The sequence below is a fragment of the Candidatus Zixiibacteriota bacterium genome, from assembly GCA_018820315.1.
Lineage (GTDB): Bacteria > Zixibacteria > MSB-5A5 > JAABVY01 > JAHJOQ01 > JAHJOQ01.
Map to the genome: position 1 here is coordinate 1 of JAHJOQ010000001.1, position 20,814 is coordinate 20,814.

The 20,814-nt window shown below is 49.5% G+C and carries 18 protein-coding genes and 1 tRNA gene; 16 read left to right on the forward strand and 3 right to left on the reverse strand.

From position 1 onward, the window contains the following. Positions 1-283: 283 nt before the first annotated feature. The 3 genes from KKH67_00005 to KKH67_00015 form a co-directional block, all read right to left on the reverse strand. Entirely contained in the window at positions 284-829 is a 546-nt protein-coding gene (locus KKH67_00005; protein MBU1317553.1) for a PEP-CTERM sorting domain-containing protein, read from the reverse strand. A gap of 506 nt (positions 830-1,335) precedes the next feature. Further along, positions 1,336-1,890, reverse strand: a complete 555-nt coding sequence (locus KKH67_00010; protein ID MBU1317554.1) for a hypothetical protein — start codon at positions 1,888-1,890, stop codon at positions 1,336-1,338. 33 nt (positions 1,891-1,923) lie between these two features. Continuing rightward, positions 1,924-3,432: a tetratricopeptide repeat protein gene (locus KKH67_00015; GenBank protein MBU1317555.1), complete on the reverse strand. Its 1,509-nt coding sequence runs from the start codon at positions 3,430-3,432 to the stop codon at positions 1,924-1,926. A 248-nt stretch (positions 3,433-3,680) separates the two neighbouring features. Between KKH67_00015 and KKH67_00020 the strand changes: the two genes are divergently transcribed. From KKH67_00020 to KKH67_00095, 16 genes are all read left to right on the forward strand, one after another. Then, positions 3,681-3,753 (forward strand) — tRNA-Ala (locus KKH67_00020). Between the two features lie 501 nt (positions 3,754-4,254). After that, entirely contained in the window at positions 4,255-5,352 is a 1,098-nt protein-coding gene (locus KKH67_00025) for a MotA/TolQ/ExbB proton channel family protein (protein MBU1317556.1), read from the forward strand. A gap of 26 nt (positions 5,353-5,378) precedes the next feature. Next, a complete protein-coding gene (locus KKH67_00030) occupies positions 5,379-5,867 on the forward strand; it encodes a hypothetical protein (protein MBU1317557.1) in 489 nt (162 codons plus the stop codon). A gap of 267 nt (positions 5,868-6,134) precedes the next feature. Continuing rightward, on the forward strand, positions 6,135-6,965 hold the full coding sequence (locus tag KKH67_00035; protein MBU1317558.1) for a hypothetical protein: 831 nt from the start codon (positions 6,135-6,137) through the stop codon (positions 6,963-6,965). A gap of 15 nt (positions 6,966-6,980) precedes the next feature. Further along, complete coding sequence (locus tag KKH67_00040) at positions 6,981-8,162, forward strand: hypothetical protein (GenBank protein ID MBU1317559.1); 1,182 nt, start codon at positions 6,981-6,983, stop codon at positions 8,160-8,162. 13 nt (positions 8,163-8,175) lie between these two features. Further along, positions 8,176-9,291, forward strand: a complete 1,116-nt coding sequence (locus KKH67_00045) for a hypothetical protein (protein ID MBU1317560.1) — start codon at positions 8,176-8,178, stop codon at positions 9,289-9,291. Positions 9,292-9,871: 580 nt separating this feature from the next. Next, positions 9,872-10,828 carry a hypothetical protein gene (locus KKH67_00050; protein MBU1317561.1) on the forward strand — a complete coding sequence of 319 codons (957 nt, stop codon included), beginning with the start codon at positions 9,872-9,874 and terminating at the stop codon, positions 10,826-10,828. Positions 10,829-10,847: 19 nt separating this feature from the next. Continuing rightward, the gene (locus tag KKH67_00055; GenBank protein ID MBU1317562.1) at positions 10,848-11,348 is read left to right on the forward strand and encodes a hypothetical protein; all 501 of its coding nucleotides are present in this window, start codon (positions 10,848-10,850) and stop codon (positions 11,346-11,348) included. Between the two features lie 63 nt (positions 11,349-11,411). After that, complete coding sequence (locus KKH67_00060) at positions 11,412-12,314, forward strand: hypothetical protein (GenBank protein ID MBU1317563.1); 903 nt, start codon at positions 11,412-11,414, stop codon at positions 12,312-12,314. Between the two features lie 111 nt (positions 12,315-12,425). Then, complete coding sequence (locus tag KKH67_00065) at positions 12,426-13,883, forward strand: trimethylamine methyltransferase family protein (protein ID MBU1317564.1); 1,458 nt, start codon at positions 12,426-12,428, stop codon at positions 13,881-13,883. Continuing rightward, positions 13,880-14,596: a hypothetical protein gene (locus KKH67_00070; protein MBU1317565.1), complete on the forward strand. Its 717-nt coding sequence runs from the start codon at positions 13,880-13,882 to the stop codon at positions 14,594-14,596. The genes KKH67_00065 and KKH67_00070 overlap by 4 nt, the downstream gene beginning before the upstream one ends. A 22-nt stretch (positions 14,597-14,618) precedes the next feature. Next, positions 14,619-15,266 (forward strand): corrinoid protein, encoded by a 648-nt coding sequence (locus KKH67_00075; GenBank protein ID MBU1317566.1) that lies wholly within the window; start codon positions 14,619-14,621, stop codon positions 15,264-15,266. Next, positions 15,259-16,149, forward strand: a complete 891-nt coding sequence (locus KKH67_00080) for a homocysteine S-methyltransferase family protein (protein MBU1317567.1) — start codon at positions 15,259-15,261, stop codon at positions 16,147-16,149. The genes KKH67_00075 and KKH67_00080 overlap by 8 nt, the downstream gene beginning before the upstream one ends. A gap of 97 nt (positions 16,150-16,246) precedes the next feature. Then, positions 16,247-16,576 (forward strand): DUF72 domain-containing protein, encoded by a 330-nt coding sequence (locus KKH67_00085; GenBank protein MBU1317568.1) that lies wholly within the window; start codon positions 16,247-16,249, stop codon positions 16,574-16,576. Between the two features lie 94 nt (positions 16,577-16,670). Then, positions 16,671-17,777, forward strand: coding sequence for a dihydrolipoyllysine-residue succinyltransferase (gene sucB / locus KKH67_00090; GenBank protein ID MBU1317569.1), 1,107 nt, complete (start codon positions 16,671-16,673; stop codon positions 17,775-17,777). 37 nt (positions 17,778-17,814) lie between these two features. Then, positions 17,815-20,535, forward strand: a complete 2,721-nt coding sequence (locus KKH67_00095) for a 2-oxoglutarate dehydrogenase E1 component (protein MBU1317570.1) — start codon at positions 17,815-17,817, stop codon at positions 20,533-20,535. Positions 20,536-20,814: the final 279 nt, after the last annotated feature.

The window sequence follows — 20,814 nt, forward strand, 5'->3', positions numbered from 1 at the left end:
ACGCTTCGCTCGCAATGACATCATTTAGGGTTTTTCAACAAGTCCTTGCATCGGTATGACAGCGCTACGTACAGTCTTTATCATAACATGAACATGTGGGCGGCAGATCCTTCGGGAGTCATGAGGCCTGTCCACATCTGCCCGATCACACAGCGCTGGGGCACATTTGAACATGTGCCGCCCGCGGGCGTGCATGCATTGACATACGCAATAATAAAGCCCGCCTGCTCCCCGCAGACGGGCTTTTTGCTACCCTTCGTCTCGCTCTTCTCTTAAGGGTTCTCTATGCTCTTTTCCTGCGAATCAAACCGGCTCCGACAAGGCCTGCGCCGAGCAGAATCAGCGTGGTCGGCTCAGGTATCGGATCCATCGGGAAAGTCTTCTCGATAAGGTCATTGCCGCATTCGAGTGTGTTGTGCAACGTTACCGATTCATACATGCCGGTGTCGTAGTTCAGCAGTGCTTTGGCGATTCTGAACTCCCAGATGTACGTGTCGCCGCTCGCCCCGTCCGGCGGTGTGAGAGGATTCGGCTCAAGATCAGCTTCAAACGAAAGCATCATATCGATGCGGCCGAGGTTTTCACCCGTGCCTATTGAATATGCGCCCACCTGCTGGACTATGGTACTCCTGCTGCCGTAACCGCCCGGTCGTTCAGGGATGTAATTCCAGGTCTCGACATCGATAAGATTGCCGGTTGAAACATCAACAGCATATGAGTGTTTCTCGCCGTTGAACCCGAAGAACAAATCTCCGGAATTGAATGCTCCAAAATCATTCGACATGGCGACTTCGCCAAATGAGGATGTCAGTCCGACATAGAGGTACATCTCGTCTTCTGCGCAGAAGGCTCCTTCAAGATCGAACTTCTCTCCACCCTCGTTATTTGTTCCGGGAGAGGGGAGGTAACCGATGTTCGGGTAATCGATTGGGCTGGTGTTATTGTTCTCGTCAAATACAGAGCTGCCAAAATCGAAGTAAGTCCAGCTAAAGCCAAAAGCAGGCGCTGAAATTACCAGAGTCAGGCACATTACTAAGAGCAAATTTTTCATAGGATTTTGCCTCCGTTCAGCCAGAAGGTTTTCGTATCTTTGCTGATAATAAGAGCAATTATCGTACCAATCCGACGATGTATATGCATTGCTAATATGATGTATCACAAGACAATAGATGGCATAAGATAATGCGATCGTTTAATTCACTCTTGAGGATGCACTTGTATGCAACATATGTGAAGCAGCAGAATCGTGTGTGGTTACTCGATCTGAAATCGAGGGCAGTGAAAAGCCCTCTCAAAGCGAGAGGGCTTATAAAAGCTCACTATCATGGTCTCGTATTAATCGTCATCAGCACTGGCTCGCTCAAACGAGAAGGCTGGTTTCACACTCCTTTTGGCGTCAATCATAGTGCCCATGATGTGATTTGCTGGCTGGATAAATGTGCTGTCGACAGTTATGCTGGCAGTTGTGACACCTTTGTCACCGGAAATAAAATGCCTGGCAATTACGCCGGAACCCTTCTGAAGTTCGTAGGCTTCAGGTCCGACAGAGCCGATTAGGCCGATATTCAGCTTAAGTCCCTTACCGGTGTTGGTGAAAGCGGTGTCTTCGTGCGGAATCTTGACTGCGAAATTCTCGACGCGAGAACCAGCGAACGAGGTCGAATCATAGGTCAGTTTGCCTTTGTCAGATACGATCAACAGAGGGAAGACCATTCCGAACAGCGGCTCGTCGTTGGTATAATTGACTACTACTTCCCAGTGATTCGGCTTCGCTGTTTCTTTGAGGACGATCTTGCACTCGTCCACCTTGCCGACAGGGTCACTTTGCGCAACGCTGAAGCCGACAAAAAGAAATACGGCAAGCAGTGCTAACAGGATGTTTCTTTTCACGTGCAACTCCTTTAACATTTATGTCTTGAAACTCTAATTACTTAGATGTTTCCTCGCTTCTTCTGTGATCGGCAAATCTGGATACAACTTCAACTGAAGCTCGTAACTCTGGCGGGCTTTTGGAGGGTCAAACAGCTTTTCACGATAAATATCACCCGCTTTAACCAGCGCATCCGCCGAAACCTCCGAGTTCGGATAATCAGTCTGCATCCGCTGAAGCTCCGTGGCTACTTCATTCCAGCGCTCGAGGTCATAATAAATATTGACCAGATTCCCCTGTGCTGTCAGGCCGAAGTAAGTTCCTGTGCTCTTGTCTCTCATTGCAGTGAGATAGTCGATAGCCTTATCATACCATTCCCTTGCGAGATCATCCTGGCCGTTCTGTTTCAGATAGGGGGGAAGGTACCGATACGCCTCAATGGACTCTTTGCTATCAGGGTGGTTTGTAATAAGCCATTGGTACTCACTGTAGGCGCGATTGAAATCGCCCGCCCGGTCGAATGTCCGCGCCAGAATCTGTTGTGCCTCAGACTGCAGAGCTGAGTATTTCACAAACCTGTCCTTTATGACTGCGATGTGCTTCCTGCACTCGATGAAGTTGCCTTCATCGAACTGCAATTTTGCCAACTGGATAAAGGCCTTCGGATGCAGAAGAGTATCCGCCTGATCATTCGCGACAGTCTCAAACCTTCGTCGAGCTTCCGCGGTATCGCTCAGATACGAGGCATACAGATCGCCAATCAGCAACTGCGCGCTGCCGAAGATTTCTCCAGTCGTGTCTGTCACGCTCTCCAGCAGCGTGATAGCTTCATTCGGCTTATTTCGCAAAACGTAAGTGTCAGCGAGGTAACGTACGGTTGTGAACCCGAGAGGTGATATCTTATACTGGTCGATGATTCGCTTGTAATACTCCTCGGCATAATCAAGGAAATACTCGGTCCGTTCGAGATTCTCCATGCTTTTGTGCAGGCCGGCCAATCTCACGGGCAACTCAAGAATGTCTGTATTTGGCTGCAGATTCATATCTGATGGTGGGTAGAATTCATCCAGAAGCCTGAGATAAGCTTCCTCGGCAGCCTTCAAATTTCCTGCATCCTCTTCAAGTCTGCCGAGCCTCAGTAGTGCGACGGCCTTGAATTCGCGGTTCTGAGGGAAACGATTCGCGTACCCAGCCAGTACCTCCCTGGTCTTCTCGATATTGTCGCTCATTTGGTACAGTTTGGCTGTCTGGAGGAGGCTCTTGCCTGCAAGGAAAGCAACCTTACTCTCGTTTTCAGTGAGACTATCTTTCTCATTCAGCCCGGAAAAGCTATCCTCATAGGTATCTACGACCGTCTGGTATGCCTTGATTATCTCGGAGTAGTCAGCCTCTGTGGCTAGTTCCGGTTTTATGCCGAGTTTCTTCTTCTCCAGCTTCTCGGCATCGTAATAGAGACGTTCTACTTTGAACATATCCTGGTCGCCGATGTCATCGCAGGAGGTTATCAGAACTATGATGGCCAGCGAGGCAAGAATAATGGATTGTCGGCATAACTGCTTCATGTATCAGAACTCCGTAAATTAGTTAGACCGAAAATATATAAATAACAGATACATTATACAATTCTTTTCTTCAACTACTCTCAAATTTTGAATGCACTGTCCACCCACTACTTACCATCGGCGATTCGAGTAGTTCCCAGGTCGCGGTGCGTGTGAGGAAGCAATCAAAGGGCAGTTAGGGGGAAGTCGCAGAAAAAAACACTTGTGCAAAAGGGCTAATCGTTATAGATTTAGCGCGCTCTAATTGTGGGGATGTAGCTCAGTTGGGAGAGCGGCGGCTTTGCAAGCCGTAGGCCGAGGGTTCGAATCCCTTCATCTCCACTTTTTATGTTAGCACTGACACTATCCGGGGGCACACGTACCGCTTGCATCTAAAGCCATCCCCCGTAGTCTTATAGGGGCTCTATACCAGTTGTGATTCTTTTCGCAATCACCCCTCATAAGACTTGACAGCGAGGCAAGCAGCGATTATCTTTCCTGCTGAGAATAGAGTAGGAGGATATTTACGGGGCCGTCTGATCCGCATTGTTATAGTGCGGATTGCATTATTCGGTCCGATTCAGTCATGGCTGCCTGTTCAATCCAGGGGTGGTTGTGTGCTGAAAATGCCACATGGCAAAATCGCTAGGACGTATTTCGATGTCTGGGGCTGAGTGTCTGAATTACTCACAGGGTGTGCTATCTTGTGATGTTCGAATCCGATGCAGGTGCATAGTGTCTCGACATGTATTGCAGTATGAGACGCTTCGTAGTCGTCTTCTGATATCGAGTCCGCGGATACGTCCAGGCATAGCCTATTGACAGTGGAATTGGAGGAAGTGAATGGTTGTGCATCCTAACAACAATGCTGAAAACAGCAACAATGGTAATCATGCAGAGAAGAGCGAATTGGGGAGACCGTACCGATTCATAATTGTCATCGTGCTGCCAGTAATATTGGCGTATTTCTTCATTGTCTTCTTCCCCATTCCCAAGATAGCTATCGATTCTGAAACGCCGACTGACAGTCTGAACCTGAAGAGCTTGCCGCTTAATGCTGACGAACAGGCACAACTCAATGGTTCTTCCCCTATGTCGGGATCTTCTGAGTCCACACAGCCGGCCGGAGAAAGCCAGACGTTCATCCAAGGCGGCAATGAGAAGGCCCAGAAGACCGAAAGCGTTGGGGAGCGCCTTGCAATGGAACAGGATCCGCGTGGTTTGCAGATTTCCTACTGGGCAGCGGACTATTATGCGAAGGTTGTCTTCTGGGTTTACTATGGACTGATGATGATGAGCCTGATGCTTTTGGCCAGAATCGTCCTGTTTATCCTCGATATCCGCAGATTCCGGTTCTTCTTCCCCAAAAAGGAGGATATGAAAACACTGGAGGCAGACCTTGCGGCTCTCCCCAAAGACAAACGCTGGGATAAGTTGGAGGAGAAAGCAGGTGAAGCTGTTCCAGTCGGAATATGTTCAAGAATATTGCAGAAGCTCGGAATGAGGTCGAGGAACCTCACTCTCGAATCGACATCACATTTCTGGAGTATACTTAAGGGTCTTGTTACAAGTGATGTTCTCAAAAAGAACAAGAACAACGATTATTATTCTGCCTACGTGGTGAGTGCTGTGAACACAGTCTGGAGAGAAATCCAACCGGCCAAGATTCTGGAATCGATAATGCAGGCATCTCCGGCAGTCGGCTTCTTTGGAACGCTGATCGGGCTTCTCTTCATATTTACCAGAAGCGAAGGTGCAGGCGCCAATCTGGCCGGAACCCCCGAGTTTGCAGTCGGCTTGAGAGTTGCAATCATCACGAGTCTCTGGGGATTGTTCAATCTCGGGCTGGCCGTACTGATCCGGTTTGGATCAGGCTACCTTGGCAACTGGTATTCATCTAAGATGGTCGCAAAGGCGAAGCGTCTGTGGTTGATGCTGTGATGTAAATGCAGATGAGGATATGACCAATGCGTGTTGAAGATGATGATTTCTCGCTCGGTAATTTCGCTATGGGTGCAGCGGATGTTGCATTCATATTGCTCTTTGTTTTCCTGTTTCTCGCGGGGGCAAATGAGACCTACGATCTTGTCCGAGTTCCATACAAGACTGAAGACGCGAATGTTGATAAGCTTGACACTATCCTATTCCATATTTCCGTGCAGATCGACTCCGGGGAAATCGAGAGAAGTAGAATGCAAATCAACTTTAGGGGAGATCCTCAGGATTCAACAACTTGGTTTTTTCCGAATAAGAATCTTGGGTCTCCGACCTTTCACTCAGCGTTAGCAGATACAATAGAGTCATTCGTAGAGCTAAATCCGACACCTCCGGAGGACACACTTCGAATCGCTATCTTTAGCGATGTGACGTCGCGATATGGCTTCGTTGCTGCCGTTCTTGCTGCGTGCAAGATGAAATCATACGACTGTTACTTGGTTTTCAAGACGGAAGATTGACCCGCTCATTTGCAATTGCAGCGGACTCATTCATGAGGTTCTGACATGAGGACTTTACCGGGCCCCACAACAGATCTGAAGCTTGAAGCCGTACTGGAAAGCGTGTCTTCAAGCACGGTTGTTGCACCTGATGCAAGAACCGATTCAGTACCATCGGTTGTGGCTGCGCTTCTAAGTCTGTTACTTGTGTTTGTGTTCTTACTTCTAATGCCCGACCATGAGCCCGACCGCGCGCAGCAGCAGGTGCATCGCCTAACTGACGCATATGTGTACGAGGTGACTCCCGTGGAGCCACCAGAAGTGCACGTAAATAAGGTAAAGGTTCCAAAAGTGAAGCCGCAAATTGCGGATCCCATGGAGGATCCAAAGATGATCGTCCCCAATGATCCGCTTGTCCTTAATCGACCGAAGGAGTTGGAACCAGTAGTAGTAGTTGATGATCCAGATGTCGAGAAGATATACAAGGATGTGCCGGTATTTGCCAGAAGTGATGACCTCCCATACCAGAGACCCCCAAAGGATGAAGTGATTCTGCCTCCTGTGGACTCTCTGATTCACCCGCCTAGTGGGAATGGGGATATTGATGATATCGGACCTCCCCGAGGTCCTAAGCACGACACCGACCCTGTCCTCGTCGTGGAAGAAGATGATATTATATATATTCTGGAAGAAAATTCACTACCATCGATACCTCCTGTTGACGACACCGTACCGACTAGAGGTGGACTTGACGAGCTTGTCGAGCCGCCATATGACCCTGCCTGTTTTGCTATTGTCAACATATATTTGAGGAACTGCGTGATTGATCTCTTCACGAACAGGATAGATTCGTATGAGCGCTCGATATTCGGCAATGGGAGAATCACTGTTTCAGCTGTCAATTCTGACAGTATGCGAATTGTAGTAAGGATTGGAAGCGATCAAGTCACAGTGAATACCTCTAAGTCGGGGGCAGAAGACCTGAGCGATCCGAATTTCATTGTGCCAGAGCCAGTCCCCAGTACAAGGGAGGCGTACACCGAAGCGCTCATGTTGTCCGCAAAAGGGCTATGTGAGATGTTGGGAGATGAGAACTGTTTGAATGAATTGGAATTGTAAAGGAAGGTGAGAAAGATGCAATTGAGAAAGCAGCAGAGACCGAAAGCGACGATTCTCGTCATCGCGTTGTTACTCAGTACTCTTGTCACTGCACATTTGCAGGCGAAAACGGATGGTGCGGACGATGATATCAGCATGGGGCTCTTCTTCGCCCACTGGGGGGTCCCCGATATGCAGCAGTTGGTAGAAATGAGGCAGCAATGGCGTATGGAGCAGGACACAAGCACGGTCAAGAACCTAAGCGTCCTGGCGACATTTAATCTGAATGAGGCTGACTTTCTGATTTCATTGAACAAACAGATGGTGTTGCCGAGCAGCGACAGGAACTTAGATGGATTGCATGCCGTAATGCTCCAACTCTATGGGCGACTAGTTGATGAAATGTATCAGCATGAAGCTGATGAAGTCGCAACCTCGAATGTGCCATATTATGTGCGACAGTCAGTGCGTGATTTGATCCTAGCTTCCGCATTGCTGGGGAATTTCAACGCTCCCGCGCCCCTTCTCGATTGCTTGATGAGGCGGGCTATTGATTTCTCGGTATTTGACACGACGAGCGGCTTTCTTGCTACGGTCAGAGATGTTCTTGGTCCCGAATTCCCGAATGTTCATGGTGCATCGAATCTCATTGCCGCGATATACACGAATGCCGAGATTGGGAAACTCCAAGACGGCTCCCCAGAAAGGCAACTGTGCCTCGAGGCGTGCAAGCAATCTGCAGAAGCTGCGGTGGCGTACCTCAGCAGTGATTATTGTTCTTCAATAGCTCATTTTCTATTAGCTAAGAGACTAGCTAATGATCAAAAGGACTTGGCATGGGGGCACTTTCTCGAAAGCATTGATCTCAGCAGTGATTCGAGCGATGTGAAAGCATTGTCGCTCGCGCCGTTCTTCCACAAAGACGTATATGTACAGGAAGCGGTTGCTTTTACATCAACCTATTTCAAGTATCTCTTTGAAGATCGTCGTTATTTGGAGATCGCAACATGTGCTAAGAGGTTGCTCGGCTGCAAGTCTGGAGATAACAAGTTTCAGCAGCGCATCAGCCAAAGGTCGATTGACTGGCTGAAGAAGTCGATGCGAGTTCTCTATGACGAGGAGAGATTTCAGTTGTATAATCAGCTCGACGAGGAGCTGCAGCATTTCCATGAACTCTATAACCCGGCAACTAATGTCATCGTCGACGAACAGCAATGATTTGGAGGGTAACATGAATCGAATCAAACTAAGAGACAGATTCGCAATAGCGGTTGCGATCGGCTTGCTGTTGTCTGCCGGAGGCGCGACAGCGAAGGTGGGAGAGATGGAAGACATGAGTCTTGACATCCGAGAATATCGAGCAGTTGCAGGCGACATGGATAATACCAACGACAAGATATTTCTGTCGGATCTGGCGATTCAGAGCATAATGAAGCAGGAATCCCTGTGGGATAAGGCGCCTCAAAAGGATCAGAAACTCAATGATCTATTGGCGGTCTCGTATGCCAATTTCATTTTCCTTCAGTACAAGCTGGACAATCCATCCTGGGCACGGTGGGGTCTATCAGCGCTGGAAACGCATTCGTCAGATTTCCTGTCGACAGTTGATGAGGTTACAGGTATCACATTCCAGGAGCAGCTGGACCCAATCAAGAATAGCTGGCTGAACGGATTTGCGGAGTGCACGTTCTATAATGAACTCGTGCCGGCAAAGGGGCTGACCAATCTTCAGGTTCGTCTTGTCAAGCAGGACCAACTGATGATATCTGAGAAGGAAAAGTACATCATCACGGTAGCCGAACACTATCTCAACAGGGAACTTAGAATGGGATGTCAGATGATTCCTTTCGTCATATGTCTCCCGCCCGGTGAATATAGAGTCGTCGACGACACTGAGAAGTTCTATCCCAAGGAGTTCACTGCCGTCGCAAAGGTAGAAGACAGGGAGGGGCAGTATCTCTATATGACTCCACCGTACGGGTTCAATTTTGTTCCCATCGCAAAGGTTTATAACGCGAGCGACAGCAGCTACTATCTTGATACTCTCTCTTGTCAGGAATTCGAGCTTGTGCGCTATCAGGAAGGGCCTGTCAACGATTTTGATAATGTAGAATTCGGGCGGTATCTGTTCCGCGTCAATCCACCGTTCAAGATTGTTGACGACCGGAAGAAGCTGATCATACCGAGGGATGAATTTGGACTTGACTATCTCGAAAAGCACAGCGAGCTGATTCCTCCCGAGGAGTATGATGTAATTGTCGTGCAGAAAAACGAAGCTCTCATCTACACTCTGATTTCCGGGACGATCACATCGAAGCCGAAGACCGGAGGTTCGGATCGCTATTAGGTAATTAGGTCGAACGGATCGTCTGATTATATGCTGGCAGATTGAGGGATTGCATCAGATGTGTCGCTGACGCGAATGATCATTGTGCCGAGCGGTCCTGGATAAACCAGTGCAGCCATTCTGCATTATCGAGTTTGATCCGGCGATGAAAGAAAGCCCTGCGCCATTTTGTCATTGCACAAATGACTTGACATTGTGAACGGATGCTGATATAATATTGCAAAGAAAAAAGTAATATACGAAGAGTTTCGGAATAAGGGTACGGTCAGTTTATCTGACGAAGGGGTAGTTGTCAGAGACCACTTGAGGGTCTTTGGTTCGAATTTCGTTTGTGATTCCGGTCGCTGATTGCCCAGCGGGGAAGCATCTTTGCCGACGATGCGGGTTGTGAATCGCACGCACGTCCGAACGATAAGTACAAACCAGAAGCTTCTCCTGTGGCATACTCAGCGCGCAGATGTTGCATGCGCCGTCGACCCAAATCACACGACCATAAAGGAGGAAGGCTGCAAAGAGTCCTACAGTTTTCATATGCATGAATAATCGATCAGGGGGCTTGAGAGAGTGTGGGAGGAGAAGGATGGCGGAGGATACCCGTCCAAAAAGAATAAGAGGGAAAATCATGCGGTTTATTAGGGCGTATCTTTTCAATTCAAAAGGAACCAAGTTCCCGAGAGTTGCGGCTCTCTGGGTGCTCTCCGCAATATTGTCTTATTCCTTGGTAAGTGTCCTCCACGATGAAGGGAGAGAGCGTTTCGAGGAACTCAAAAGGATACACGAAACTTTCCCGACGCCGGTATCCGCGATCGATTACGCCGAAATGAAGGCCGATCTTGAGGCAAATGAAGAAGCTGTCCATATCGATCCGAGCAGTTTCTTTTTGTCTTCGACTGTCCAAAGCAGCTACAAGTTGCTTATTTCGATCGGCTATTTCCTGCTGGCGCTCATGACTATCATGATGTTTCTGCGGTTTGGGTTATTCGTCGGGCGATATACACTTGGAAGGCCAAAGTTCTATCCGAAGGATGTCGAACTGTCGCGTCTTCTTGAAGGGAAAGACAACGGGCTGACATGGTTAGATCTTCAGCAGCTAGTGTTCGAACAGGCTAAAGATCCGCAACCTCTTCATATATGGAGAATAATGGGTGAAAGCATCTCATCTAGCACCGTATCGGCGGGCGAACGCACTGATGTACTCTTATCCTACACCAAAAGGGCGATAGATCGATTGATGATGGATATTGGACCACAGAGGCTTTATGATGCGGTTGCAGCCGCGTCCCCAGCTGTTGGCTTCACGGGTACGCTCTTGGGGTTATTGTACATCTTCTCGAGTTCTAGCCAGTTGCAATATGGGAGCATGGGTGGAGATGCTGCGTTCAATGTCGGCCTCAGGATCGCGATTGTCACTAGTCTATGGGGACTGGCGAATCTCACGTTAGCAGTGCTCTTGGACTATTTCACCGGCTTTCTAACTGACAAAAAAGCTGCTGAAATGGAGAACTTGGCCAAGTCCTTGGTGGAGAAATTAAGGTAAAGCAGGAGCGGTAGCCGGTATGAGCAGACGAGGAAGTAAGTCAACATTGAAGTACTTCATAATGGGAGCATCTGATATTATGTTTGTCCTCCTGTTCTATTTTATGATGGTCGGAGGTGGTAAACCCAATGAGGAATCCGCGCTAAGGCTTCCGACCATATCATGGAATTCACGATCTGATTTTATGGAAAACACTCCATGCAAAATTGATGTCTACATTCCCGCTGCTGGCTCAGCAGAGAGAAATCACGTGAGTATGACCTTGAACAGGTGGGACTCAGACGAGACGAAAAACGAAGTGGTTTTTGATGTGCAGGAAGCAGGGACTGACAGCCTGCGATTGAAGATGGCTGATGCCCTGAGCAAGTCGGTTGGAGTTTCATCTGGGCTAGCGGCGGATTCCGTGTGCGTCCTAATCCGCAGTGAACCAGGCGCAATCTATGGCTTTGTTGCTGCCGTGATTGCCGCGTGCAAAGACAGTGGCTATCGTTGTTTCCTGATGTTCGAGAAGAGTCAATGAAAGAACCACTGGACTATTTGCACCATTCACTATTGCATTCAATTCCAAGGAAGATACTACGAAGTGACATTCGACAGTCAAGAGGAGTGGAGTCCCCTTACTGACCTCGCAGTCGTCGAGGTATTAGACAAGGCAGACTATTACAGTGGCGACACTGCTTTGGTGAGCGGTCTAGACTGGGTCGCCAAAATCGTGTCGCTAATGCTGCCAGTGCTGCTGGGCACAATTCCCGCTGCCCTCCTAATAACCAGTAGCGCGCAAGAACCTCGGGAACCAATCAGAATTAATATTCCCGAGTATCTTCCCGAGCACACGGCAATAGAAGTATCGGTTGCTGAGTTGGTAGGGGATCAAGGGGACCTGCATCCGCAAGGGGGAGGAGCAGGCGGAGCAGGAGATCAATCATCGTCGGGCCAAGGCAACGAACTTCCCAAAGCAAGTAAAACAGATCAGGAAATCCTTGATTCCCAATACGAAACTTATCACGCTCCGGCTGAGGACAGTCTTCGCAGCAGTAACCGTGCATATGATGATACTCTGTTGCGTCGGAATTCAGCCGATGTAGTTCAAGAGGTTGCTTCTGATTCATCAGATATCTACAAGGCTCTGGCCAGAACTGGCAATCTGACTGTGGTTGGCACATACCTAAGAATTTGCATCCTGGACATCTTCAGGGATCCTACGCGGTTGAAGAAGGTGGCAGAAGTAAGTATCATGAGCGAAGGTAAGATGCCGAGTCATAGAGGGCAAATGAGAATCTCGATTTCGACGCCCGAGAGATCAGCCACCATTTGGGTCGACGAAGAAGAGGCGAAAGACAAGAACAATTACTGGTTTGCAAAGCCGGATCCGAAACCTAAGTCCGTGGATGAATACATTGATGTATTGCTGTTTGTTACGCGACGATTGTGCGAAATGCTAAATGATGAAAACTGTCTAAATCATCTAGGTGAGAAAGGGCGATAACCAGCGTTTCTTTGTATACACTCCCCATTTCCTTTCTTGACAAATCATTTCCTGATGATGACATTGGTGTGTTTGTGTGATGGCGTGTCTGCTAATCGAAAGGAGATCGATGTGAGGCCAACTGTCCGGTTTCTCTCCGATAGACTAATCGAAAAAATCATCGATGAGGCTCGACACCTGATCTGTCACCTCGGCGTCGAAGTACATAACGATAGCGTGGTCTCTCTGCTCGCAGATCATGGTGCAAGAATCGACAAGAACAAAGGTCGCGTGTATTACACTCAGGAGATCATCGACAGGTCTCTTGCGACTGCTCCTGATTCGATCAAGCTCTACGATTCAATCGGCGACGAGGCGGTTGATTTATCCGGTTTCAATGTGAACTTCACTCCCGGTTCGGCAGCCATTAACATTCTTGACAATGACTCAATCGCGGCTCGCAAACCGACTGCGGCGGACTATGTTAGATTTACTAAGTTAATGTGTCAGATGAAGCATATTGCGTCCCAGGCGACAGCTATGATTCCGTGCGATGTACATGAAATGATCTCAGACAGCTATCGTCTCTTTCTGAGCCTAATGTTCTGCGAGAAGCCTGTTGTGACTGGTGCATTCACAATCGAGGCATTCGAGATAATGAAAAACCTGCAGCTCGCTGTGCGGGGATCTGAGGAGGCGCTTGCGGCTAAACCTCTGACGCTGTTCTCATGCTGTCCGACTTCTCCGCTAAAATGGAGCAATGTCACATCGCAGAATGTTGTCGACTGCGCAAAGTATTCGATTCCGGTCGAGTTTATTTCCATGCCGCTTTCGGGTTTCATGGCGCCGGTGACGCTTGTCGGATCGCTTGTTCAGCATACGGCCGAGACGTTGAGCGGGATTGCAATCAGCCAATTAACCCGACCGGGGACTCCGATTCTATATGGTGGGTCGCCGGCGATTTTTGATGTACGGTACGAGACTACTCCCATGGGAGCTGTCGGCACGATGATGATGGATTGTGCCTACAATGAGGTAGGCAAGCATCTCGGTCTGCCGACCCAGGCATACATCGGGCTGAGCGACGCGAAACTTCTGGATGCGCAGGCAGGCCTCGAGACTTCGATGGGTGCGACTCTTGCGGCGCTGGCCGGAATCAACAATGTCTCCGGTCCCGGTATGCTCGATTTCGAAAGCTGTTTCAGTCTGGAGAAGCTCGTTCTGGACAACGAAATCTGTGGGATGACTCTGCGGATGGCTAAAGGCATCGAACCGAAGGAGGACTTCCCGGCGATGCCGAGGTTCGAGGAGATGATCAAGGAGGGGCATTTGCTGATTTCCGATCACACTCGCCGCTATCTCAGAGATGAAGTCTATTTTCCGGGACCATCGATAGACCGCGCTAACAGGTCGAGATGGCAAGAGGAGGGGAGTCTTACTCTCGGCGATCGAGCCCATCAAGAAGTCGAGCGCGCCATCACTTCGTGGGCAGGTATCCGACTCCCCGATGACATCAAGAACGAGATGACGAAACTGATGGAAGCCGAAGCCCGCCGCTATGGGATGGAAAGGCTGCCTGCAGTAGAATGAAGAGACGTGTTGTCAGTATAGGCATCAATGAGACCGTTCCATCGGCTGAATCTGTGCTTACAGCTCAAGGTGTGCCGGAAGGTGCATCGACGGATAAGAGGGTCCAGCGGCTGGCAGACGATGCTGTGTCAATCTATCGTCAACTTGCTGAACCTGCCGGAATTCTGGCGGGGATCAGCATGTCGGATTGTGAAAATATTTATGTCGGTGAAAGTCTGAACGAAGATGTGACACCGCTGGAGAGCATTTTCAAATCTGCCGACACATTATGTCTGTTTGCTGTAACTATTGGATCGAAGATAACGAATAGGATATCTGATCTGTTCAATCAGCGCGAATTCGCACTCGGTTCGATGCTCGATTCTGCGGCGTCGGAAGGCACTGAGAACGCTGCTCAATGGATTGAGAACTACTACGTTGACTATCTGACATCTGTCGACAAGTGTGATGAATCAATCGGTGTGCTGCGTTTCAGCCCTGGCTATTGCGGATGGCACGTCAGCGCCCAGAAAAAGCTCTTTCGATATCTCGACCCGGCAGCGATCGGCATTAGCTTGACAGAGAGCTGTCTCATGCAGCCGTTGAAGTCAATCTCGGGCGTGATAATATCCGGTAAGAAAGAGATATTCGATTTCGAAGATACATTTCCATTCTGTTCGGAGTGCAGCGATCATTCCTGTACCGAGCGGATAAGAGCTGTAATGGAACATTAGAGAGTTTGTTGGAGATATCAAGATGGAAACTTTGACTCAACTTTCCGAGAGTTTGCAGCGTGGTGAAACCGAAAATGTCGCTGAGTTGACGGATCGCGCAATCGCCGAGGGGCTTGCTCCTCAGACGATACTCGACGATGGTCTGATAGCGGCCATGGCGGTAATAGGGGAGAAGTTCAGGGTTCATGAAATATTCCTTCCCGATGTGCTTCTCGCTGCACGGGCGATGTACGCCGGAATGGACAAGTTGAAGCCGTTGCTTATCAAGGAGGGCGTGCCAACGATCGGGAAGGTAGTCATGGGTTCGGTGCAGGGGGATCTTCACGATATCGGCAAGAATATAGTCAGCATAATGCTCAAGGGCGCTGGGTTTGAGGTGGTCGATCTCGGCAACGATGTTTCGCCGGAGAAGTTCATTGAATCGGCCGATAGAGAAGGCGCGAGGATCATCGGTTTGTCCGCGCTGCTGACGACTACGATGCCTGTTATGAAGAAAGTGGTCGACCTCGTGAAAGAGAGCGGAATGTCCGACAGGCTAAAAGTCATCATCGGCGGAGCTCCGGTCTCTGCCGATTACGCCAGAGAGATCGGAGCCGATGCCTACTGTTTTGATGGCATGAGTGCGGTCGATTGTGTGAAAAAGCATTTGGGTGTTGGTCGACATGACTGATTTGCTACAGCGGATAGACAGCGGTGAAATCCTCATCACTGACGGCGCCATGGGAACGATGCTCTTCGAGCGAGGTCTCGAGAGCGGACAGTGCCCGGAAAGACTGAATTTGGATCGGATCGATATTCTCGAAGACATCGCGAAATCATATCTGAAGGCGGGCGCAGACATCGTCCAGACTAATACGTTTGGCGGTTCGCCATTGAAGCTTGCGCTCTATTCTCTGGATGCCCGAACAGAAGAGATTAACCGAAATGCGGTGCGCGCAGTGCGCAATGCGGTTGGCCATGCGGCATATGTTTCTGCCTCCTGTGGTCCCTGTGGAATGTTGTTGCTGCCGTACGGCGATGCTGCGCCTGACGATGTACTGCTGGGATTCGAGAGGCAACTCGAAGCAATCACTGCCGAGGGCGTCGATATGATATGTATCGAGACTATGATTGATCTTGGTGAGGCTACTCTCGCTATCAAAGCGGCAAAGAGGATCGCACCTTCGATTCCGATAGCAGCTACCATGACGTTCGATTCGACGCCAAAGGGATTCTTTACAATCATGGGCGTATCGATCCAACAAGCGGTGGATGGATTGACCGAGGCCGGCGCAGACATCCTCGGATCGAATTGTGGCAACGGCATAGAGAACATGGTGAAGATCGCTGTGGAGTACCGCAGGCGTACAGAACTTCCATTAATAATCCAATCGAACGCCGGACTGCCTGAGATGCAGGATGGAAAGCTCATTTATCGCGAATCCCCCGAATTCATGGCAGAGAATTGCAGGCTTCTGATAGATGCCGGGGTGTCGATAATCGGCGGTTGCTGCGGAACGACTCCAGCGCACATTTCGGCATTCAGGCGTGTTGTCGATAGCCTGCGAAGTTAGTGTGTCTGTCTGCCTGATACCGGAGCCTCTGTCTGGTCCGGAGAACTTCAGTCTCCGTGGAACATGATCAGACTCTGAGTCGTTTGATAATACTACTATGAACTCGCAGATTGACAGAATAGTTGACTTGTCGCGGATTAGATTCGGCACGTCCTCATTCTCATCCAAAGACTGGGTTGGACCTTTCTATAAACCGGGGACGTCGGCGTCGGACTTTCTGAGGCAATATTCGAATGAACTTGATACGGTCGAAATCGATTCGACATACTATTCGATACCATCTGAGGATGCTGTGAAAGGCTGGATCGAAAAGATACCGGAGAAATTTGTTTTGTCCGCGAAGTTGCAGAGCAGGTCTTCTGAACAATGCCATCAAGTAATTGTTGCAGAACAGAAGGAATCGGAGAAAGGACTCCATGTGGCTTGACTGGGACATGAAAGGATGTTATGTTATCGCCGATCCAAGTATGGGATGGGCTGTGAAAACAAAGAGAGACAAATTCTAATACGAACCGAATACAATGATAATTGAGTTGAAGGTACCGTCGCCGGGTGAATCGATCACGGAAGTCGAAGTCGTCAAATGGATGAAGGCGGATGGCGAGTATGTCTACAAGGACGAGCTGCTGTGCGAGATCGAATCCGAGAAAGTGACTCTCGCGTTGCATGCGGAGGAATCCGGCAAACTGAAAATCCTGGTCGGAGCAAACTCGACTGTTGCTGTCGGTACGGTTGCGTGTACGATAGACACCGATGCGAAGCCTGACCCATCAAGCGCGCCAGTGTCGAAAGAGCCAGTGGTCGAGAGTCAGGTGGTGTCTCAGCCCGAAGTGAAGGCGGACGATGAGGAGAAGCCAGTCCGGATGGCCAGACCTGTCGCGACTACTCCCACAGAAGCTACACCGGCGGATATCAGGCCTATCAGACGCGAGAAGATGACGCAGCTCCGTCAGAAGGTCTCTCAGAGGCTGGTTGCCGTCAAGAACCGGACGGCGATGTTGACGACTTTTAATGAAGTAGATATGACCCGGGTCAAAAGAATCAGGGCGGAGTATCGTGAGCGATTCGAGCAGCAGCACGGTGTGAGGCTTGGGTTCATGTCATTCTTTGCGAAGGCCGTCTGTGAAGCGATCAGAGATTTCCCGGCGGTCAATGCGATGATCGATGGTGGCGAGATAATCTTTCATGATTATGTCGACATCGGAATTGCTGTGAGTGCCAAAAAGGGACTGATGGTACCGATCATAAGAGACGCTCATCGGATGACGTTCGCGGAGATCGAGAAGGCGATCATTGATCTTTCCACCAAAGCTCGTGAGAGTAAATTGACCATGGACGAATTGACCGGGGGCACATTCACAATAACCAACGGTGGTGTGTTTGGATCGATGCTGTCGACGCCCATATTGAACCCGCCGCAGAGCGCGATTCTCGGTATGCATACGATACAGGATCGACCCGTGGCCATTGATGGTCAGGTTGTAATCCGTCCTATGATGTATCTGGCGCTTTCGTATGATCATCGGATCATAGACGGCATGGAGTCGGTCAGTTTCCTGAAACGAATCAAAGAGATGCTCGAAGATCCGGTTAGGATGCTGCTGAATGTCACCCCAGACAATCGATGAAACAAACTGCTATGCCTGTTAGATCGTAGTACACAGTATGGACAAGTTTTCCTACATGAGCAATGCCGATGTGACGTCTCTCGATGAGATGTACAAGCTGTATCGAGAAGACCCAGATTCGCTTGATCCGTCGTGGCAGAGATTCTTCGAGGGCTACGAATTCGCCCGCGCATCATTCGGCAACACGGCGAGTGTGCCGGAGGCGGTAAGGAAAGAGTTCGCTGTCATCAATCTGATAAACAGTTACAGAAGCAGAGGCCATCTTTTTACGAAGACCAACCCGGTGCGTCGCCGCCGTCAATATTCGCCTACGCTGGATATCGAGAATTTCGGGCTGGATCAGTCTGATCTGGGAACGGTGTTCCAGGCAGGTTCTGAGATTGGGATTGGCCCGGCGAGTCTCGGCGAGATAGTCGACCATCTTCAGGCGACATACTGCGAATCTGTGGGAGCTGAGTTTCGGTATATCAGAGCGCCAAAGAAGTTGCAGTGGTTACAGGAGCGAATGGAGAGTTGCAGAAATCGCAAGGAGTTCTCGCCGGAAGAGAAGAAACATTTGCTGTTTCATCTCAATCAGGCGGTAGTCTTCGAACAATTCATGCACAGAAAGTTCGTCGGACAGAAGCGCTTCTCTATCGAAGGAGTTGAGACTCTGATTCCGGCGATGGATGCTATTATCGAGCGAGGCGCAGAGCTGGGTATCGAAGAGTTCGTCATCGGCATGTCGCACAGGGGGCGTCTGAATGTCCTCGCAAGTGTGCTTAAGAAAAGCTCTGCAAAAGTATTCAGCGAGTTTAAGGGCCAGTCAGCAGGAGATCTGTTTCATCATGGAGATGTGAAATATCATCGCGGATATTCGGCTGAGAAGTTCTCACACGTCGGCAAGAAAGTCAAAATACGACTTGAAGCTAATCCATCTCATCTCGAGGCTATCGATCCTGTAGTCGAGGGAATCGTCAGAGCGAAAGCCGATCATGATTACAACGGAGACTATAAGAAGATTGCTCCGATTCTTATCCACGGGGACGCAGCAATAGCAGCGCAGGGAGTAGTCTACGAGGTAATCCAGATGTCGGCTCTTGACGCTTACAAGACCGGCGGCACGGTTCATGTCGTGCTGAATAACCAGGTCGGATTCACAACGGGTTACCTGGATGGCAGATCGAGCACGTATTGCACAGATGTCGCAAAAGTGACTTTGTCTCCGGTATTTCACGTGAATGCTGATGATGTCGAGGCGGTGGCATACGCCATAATGCTGGCTATCGAGTTTCGACAGGAATTTCAGAAAGATGTTTTCATCGACCTGCTCGGTTATCGGAGGTATGGTCACAACGAAGGTGACGAGCCGAGATTCACTCAGCCGCTGCTTTACAAGGCGATTGAGCAGCATCCTGATCCGAGAGATATCTATAATCGCAAGTTGCTTGAGCAGGGAGTCGTCGAACCGGCAACTCTGAAAGAAATGGAATTGAAGACAGTCGAAAAACTCGAGAGCGAGCTACAAAGTGCGAAGACTGGGAAAGAGCAAATCGAATCTGAGGCAACAGGTAAGTTCAGCCGAATTCACATTCCAACATACGCCGATTTTCACCAGTCGCCGGAGACCGGTGTCGATGAGAACACTCTTGTTTCCATTGCGGACAGGATCGTTGAAATTCCGCCTGCTAAGAAATTCTACAGAAAGATCGAGAAACTACTCGCAGAGCGGAAGAAAATGGTTCACGAGAGGCGGAAGCTCGATTGGGCGATGGGGGAGCTGCTGGCATATGGGACTCTTCTCAGAGAGGGAACTCCGGTCCGAATCGCGGGACAAGATACACGCAGAGGGACGTTTTCGCACAGGCATGCAGTGATCACTCTTGAGGATTCTGCGGAGACTTACATTCCGCTTGATCATGCGAGCGATGACCAGGCTGACTTCAGGATATACAACTCTCTTCTGTCCGAATATGCAGCACTCGGCTTCGAATTTGGCTACTCGCTTGTCATGCCGGATGGTTTGACTATTTGGGAGGCACAGTTCGGAGACTTTGCAAACGGTGCACAGATTGTGATTGATGAATTGATATCGAGCGCAGAGGCAAAATGGCGCAGGTTTAGCGGTCTGGTCCTTTATTTGCCGCATGGATTCGAAGGTCAGGGCCCCAATCATTCCTCGGCGCGACTTGAACGATTCCTTGAGCTTTCTGCGGAAAACAATTGGCAGATAGCGAATTGCACGACACCAGCGAACCTGTTTCACATACTGAGACGACAAGTCATCAGGAGCTTCAGAAGGCCACTTGTTATATTGACACCAAAGAGCCTACTGAGGCATCCGTTGTGTCAGAGTCCTATCGAGGATTTCCTGACAGGCGCGAGGTTTGAGCCTGTCATCGACGATCCGAATGCTGATGCTGATCGTATCCGAAGAGTACTTTTCTGTTCAGGCAAAATATACTATGACCTAGTCGCAGAGAAGATTGAGAAGAAGCGTGACGACGTTGCTATCGTGCGAATCGAGGAACTGTATCCTATCCCGATTGAACGTGTTACTGATTTGTCCCGCAAGTATACAAATGCTAAAGATCTTTGCTGGGTTCAGGAAGAGCCTGCGAATATGGGAGCATGGCCTTTCATCAGCCGCAAGTTCTCGAGATTCCGCCTTCGGTTGATTGCGCGGCGCGAAAGCTGCAGCCCCGCGACAGGGTATCTGAGCCTCCATGAATCAGAGCAACAGGATCTGATCGAACGAGCTTTTGACGTCCCTTCATAATAAGAAGGGCAGAATAAATGATCAGTCTGCCCTCCGACACTGCTTGCCTGCATTAGATTCTTGTAGTCAAATCAGACTTATCTCCTACCACAATTCCGGACAGAATTCTGGCGGTGGTCCGCCTGCAAAGATGTAGTTGTGTCGGTTCAGCTAAAGTCGGACATGGACGGGCTTTTGGTTAAGACATAGGTTTTGCTATGTTGATCTTAACGAAAGGAGTGCCCGATGAGTGGGAAACAGAGTCAGAATCCAGAAGCTGTGGTGAAGGAGATTCGGCAG

Coding starts and splice junctions, on each gene's coding strand:
- KKH67_00005 (MBU1317553.1), bottom strand. CDS start 829: ATGTACCTCTATGTCGGACTGACATCCTCATTTGGCGAAGTCGCCATG.
- KKH67_00015 (MBU1317555.1), bottom strand. CDS start 3,432: ATGAAGCAGTTATGCCGACAATCCATTATTCTTGCCTCGCTGGCCATC.
- KKH67_00025 (MBU1317556.1), top strand. CDS start 4,255: ATGGTTGTGCATCCTAACAACAATGCTGAAAACAGCAACAATGGTAAT.
- KKH67_00030 (MBU1317557.1), top strand. CDS start 5,379: ATGCGTGTTGAAGATGATGATTTCTCGCTCGGTAATTTCGCTATGGGT.
- KKH67_00040 (MBU1317559.1), top strand. CDS start 6,981: ATGCAATTGAGAAAGCAGCAGAGACCGAAAGCGACGATTCTCGTCATC.
- KKH67_00045 (MBU1317560.1), top strand. CDS start 8,176: ATGAATCGAATCAAACTAAGAGACAGATTCGCAATAGCGGTTGCGATC.
- KKH67_00050 (MBU1317561.1), top strand. CDS start 9,872: ATGGCGGAGGATACCCGTCCAAAAAGAATAAGAGGGAAAATCATGCGG.
- KKH67_00055 (MBU1317562.1), top strand. CDS start 10,848: ATGAGCAGACGAGGAAGTAAGTCAACATTGAAGTACTTCATAATGGGA.
- KKH67_00070 (MBU1317565.1), top strand. CDS start 13,880: ATGAAGAGACGTGTTGTCAGTATAGGCATCAATGAGACCGTTCCATCG.
- KKH67_00075 (MBU1317566.1), top strand. CDS start 14,619: ATGGAAACTTTGACTCAACTTTCCGAGAGTTTGCAGCGTGGTGAAACC.
- KKH67_00080 (MBU1317567.1), top strand. CDS start 15,259: ATGACTGATTTGCTACAGCGGATAGACAGCGGTGAAATCCTCATCACT.
- KKH67_00085 (MBU1317568.1), top strand. CDS start 16,247: ATGAACTCGCAGATTGACAGAATAGTTGACTTGTCGCGGATTAGATTC.
- sucB (MBU1317569.1), top strand. CDS start 16,671: ATGATAATTGAGTTGAAGGTACCGTCGCCGGGTGAATCGATCACGGAA.
- KKH67_00095 (MBU1317570.1), top strand. CDS start 17,815: ATGGACAAGTTTTCCTACATGAGCAATGCCGATGTGACGTCTCTCGAT.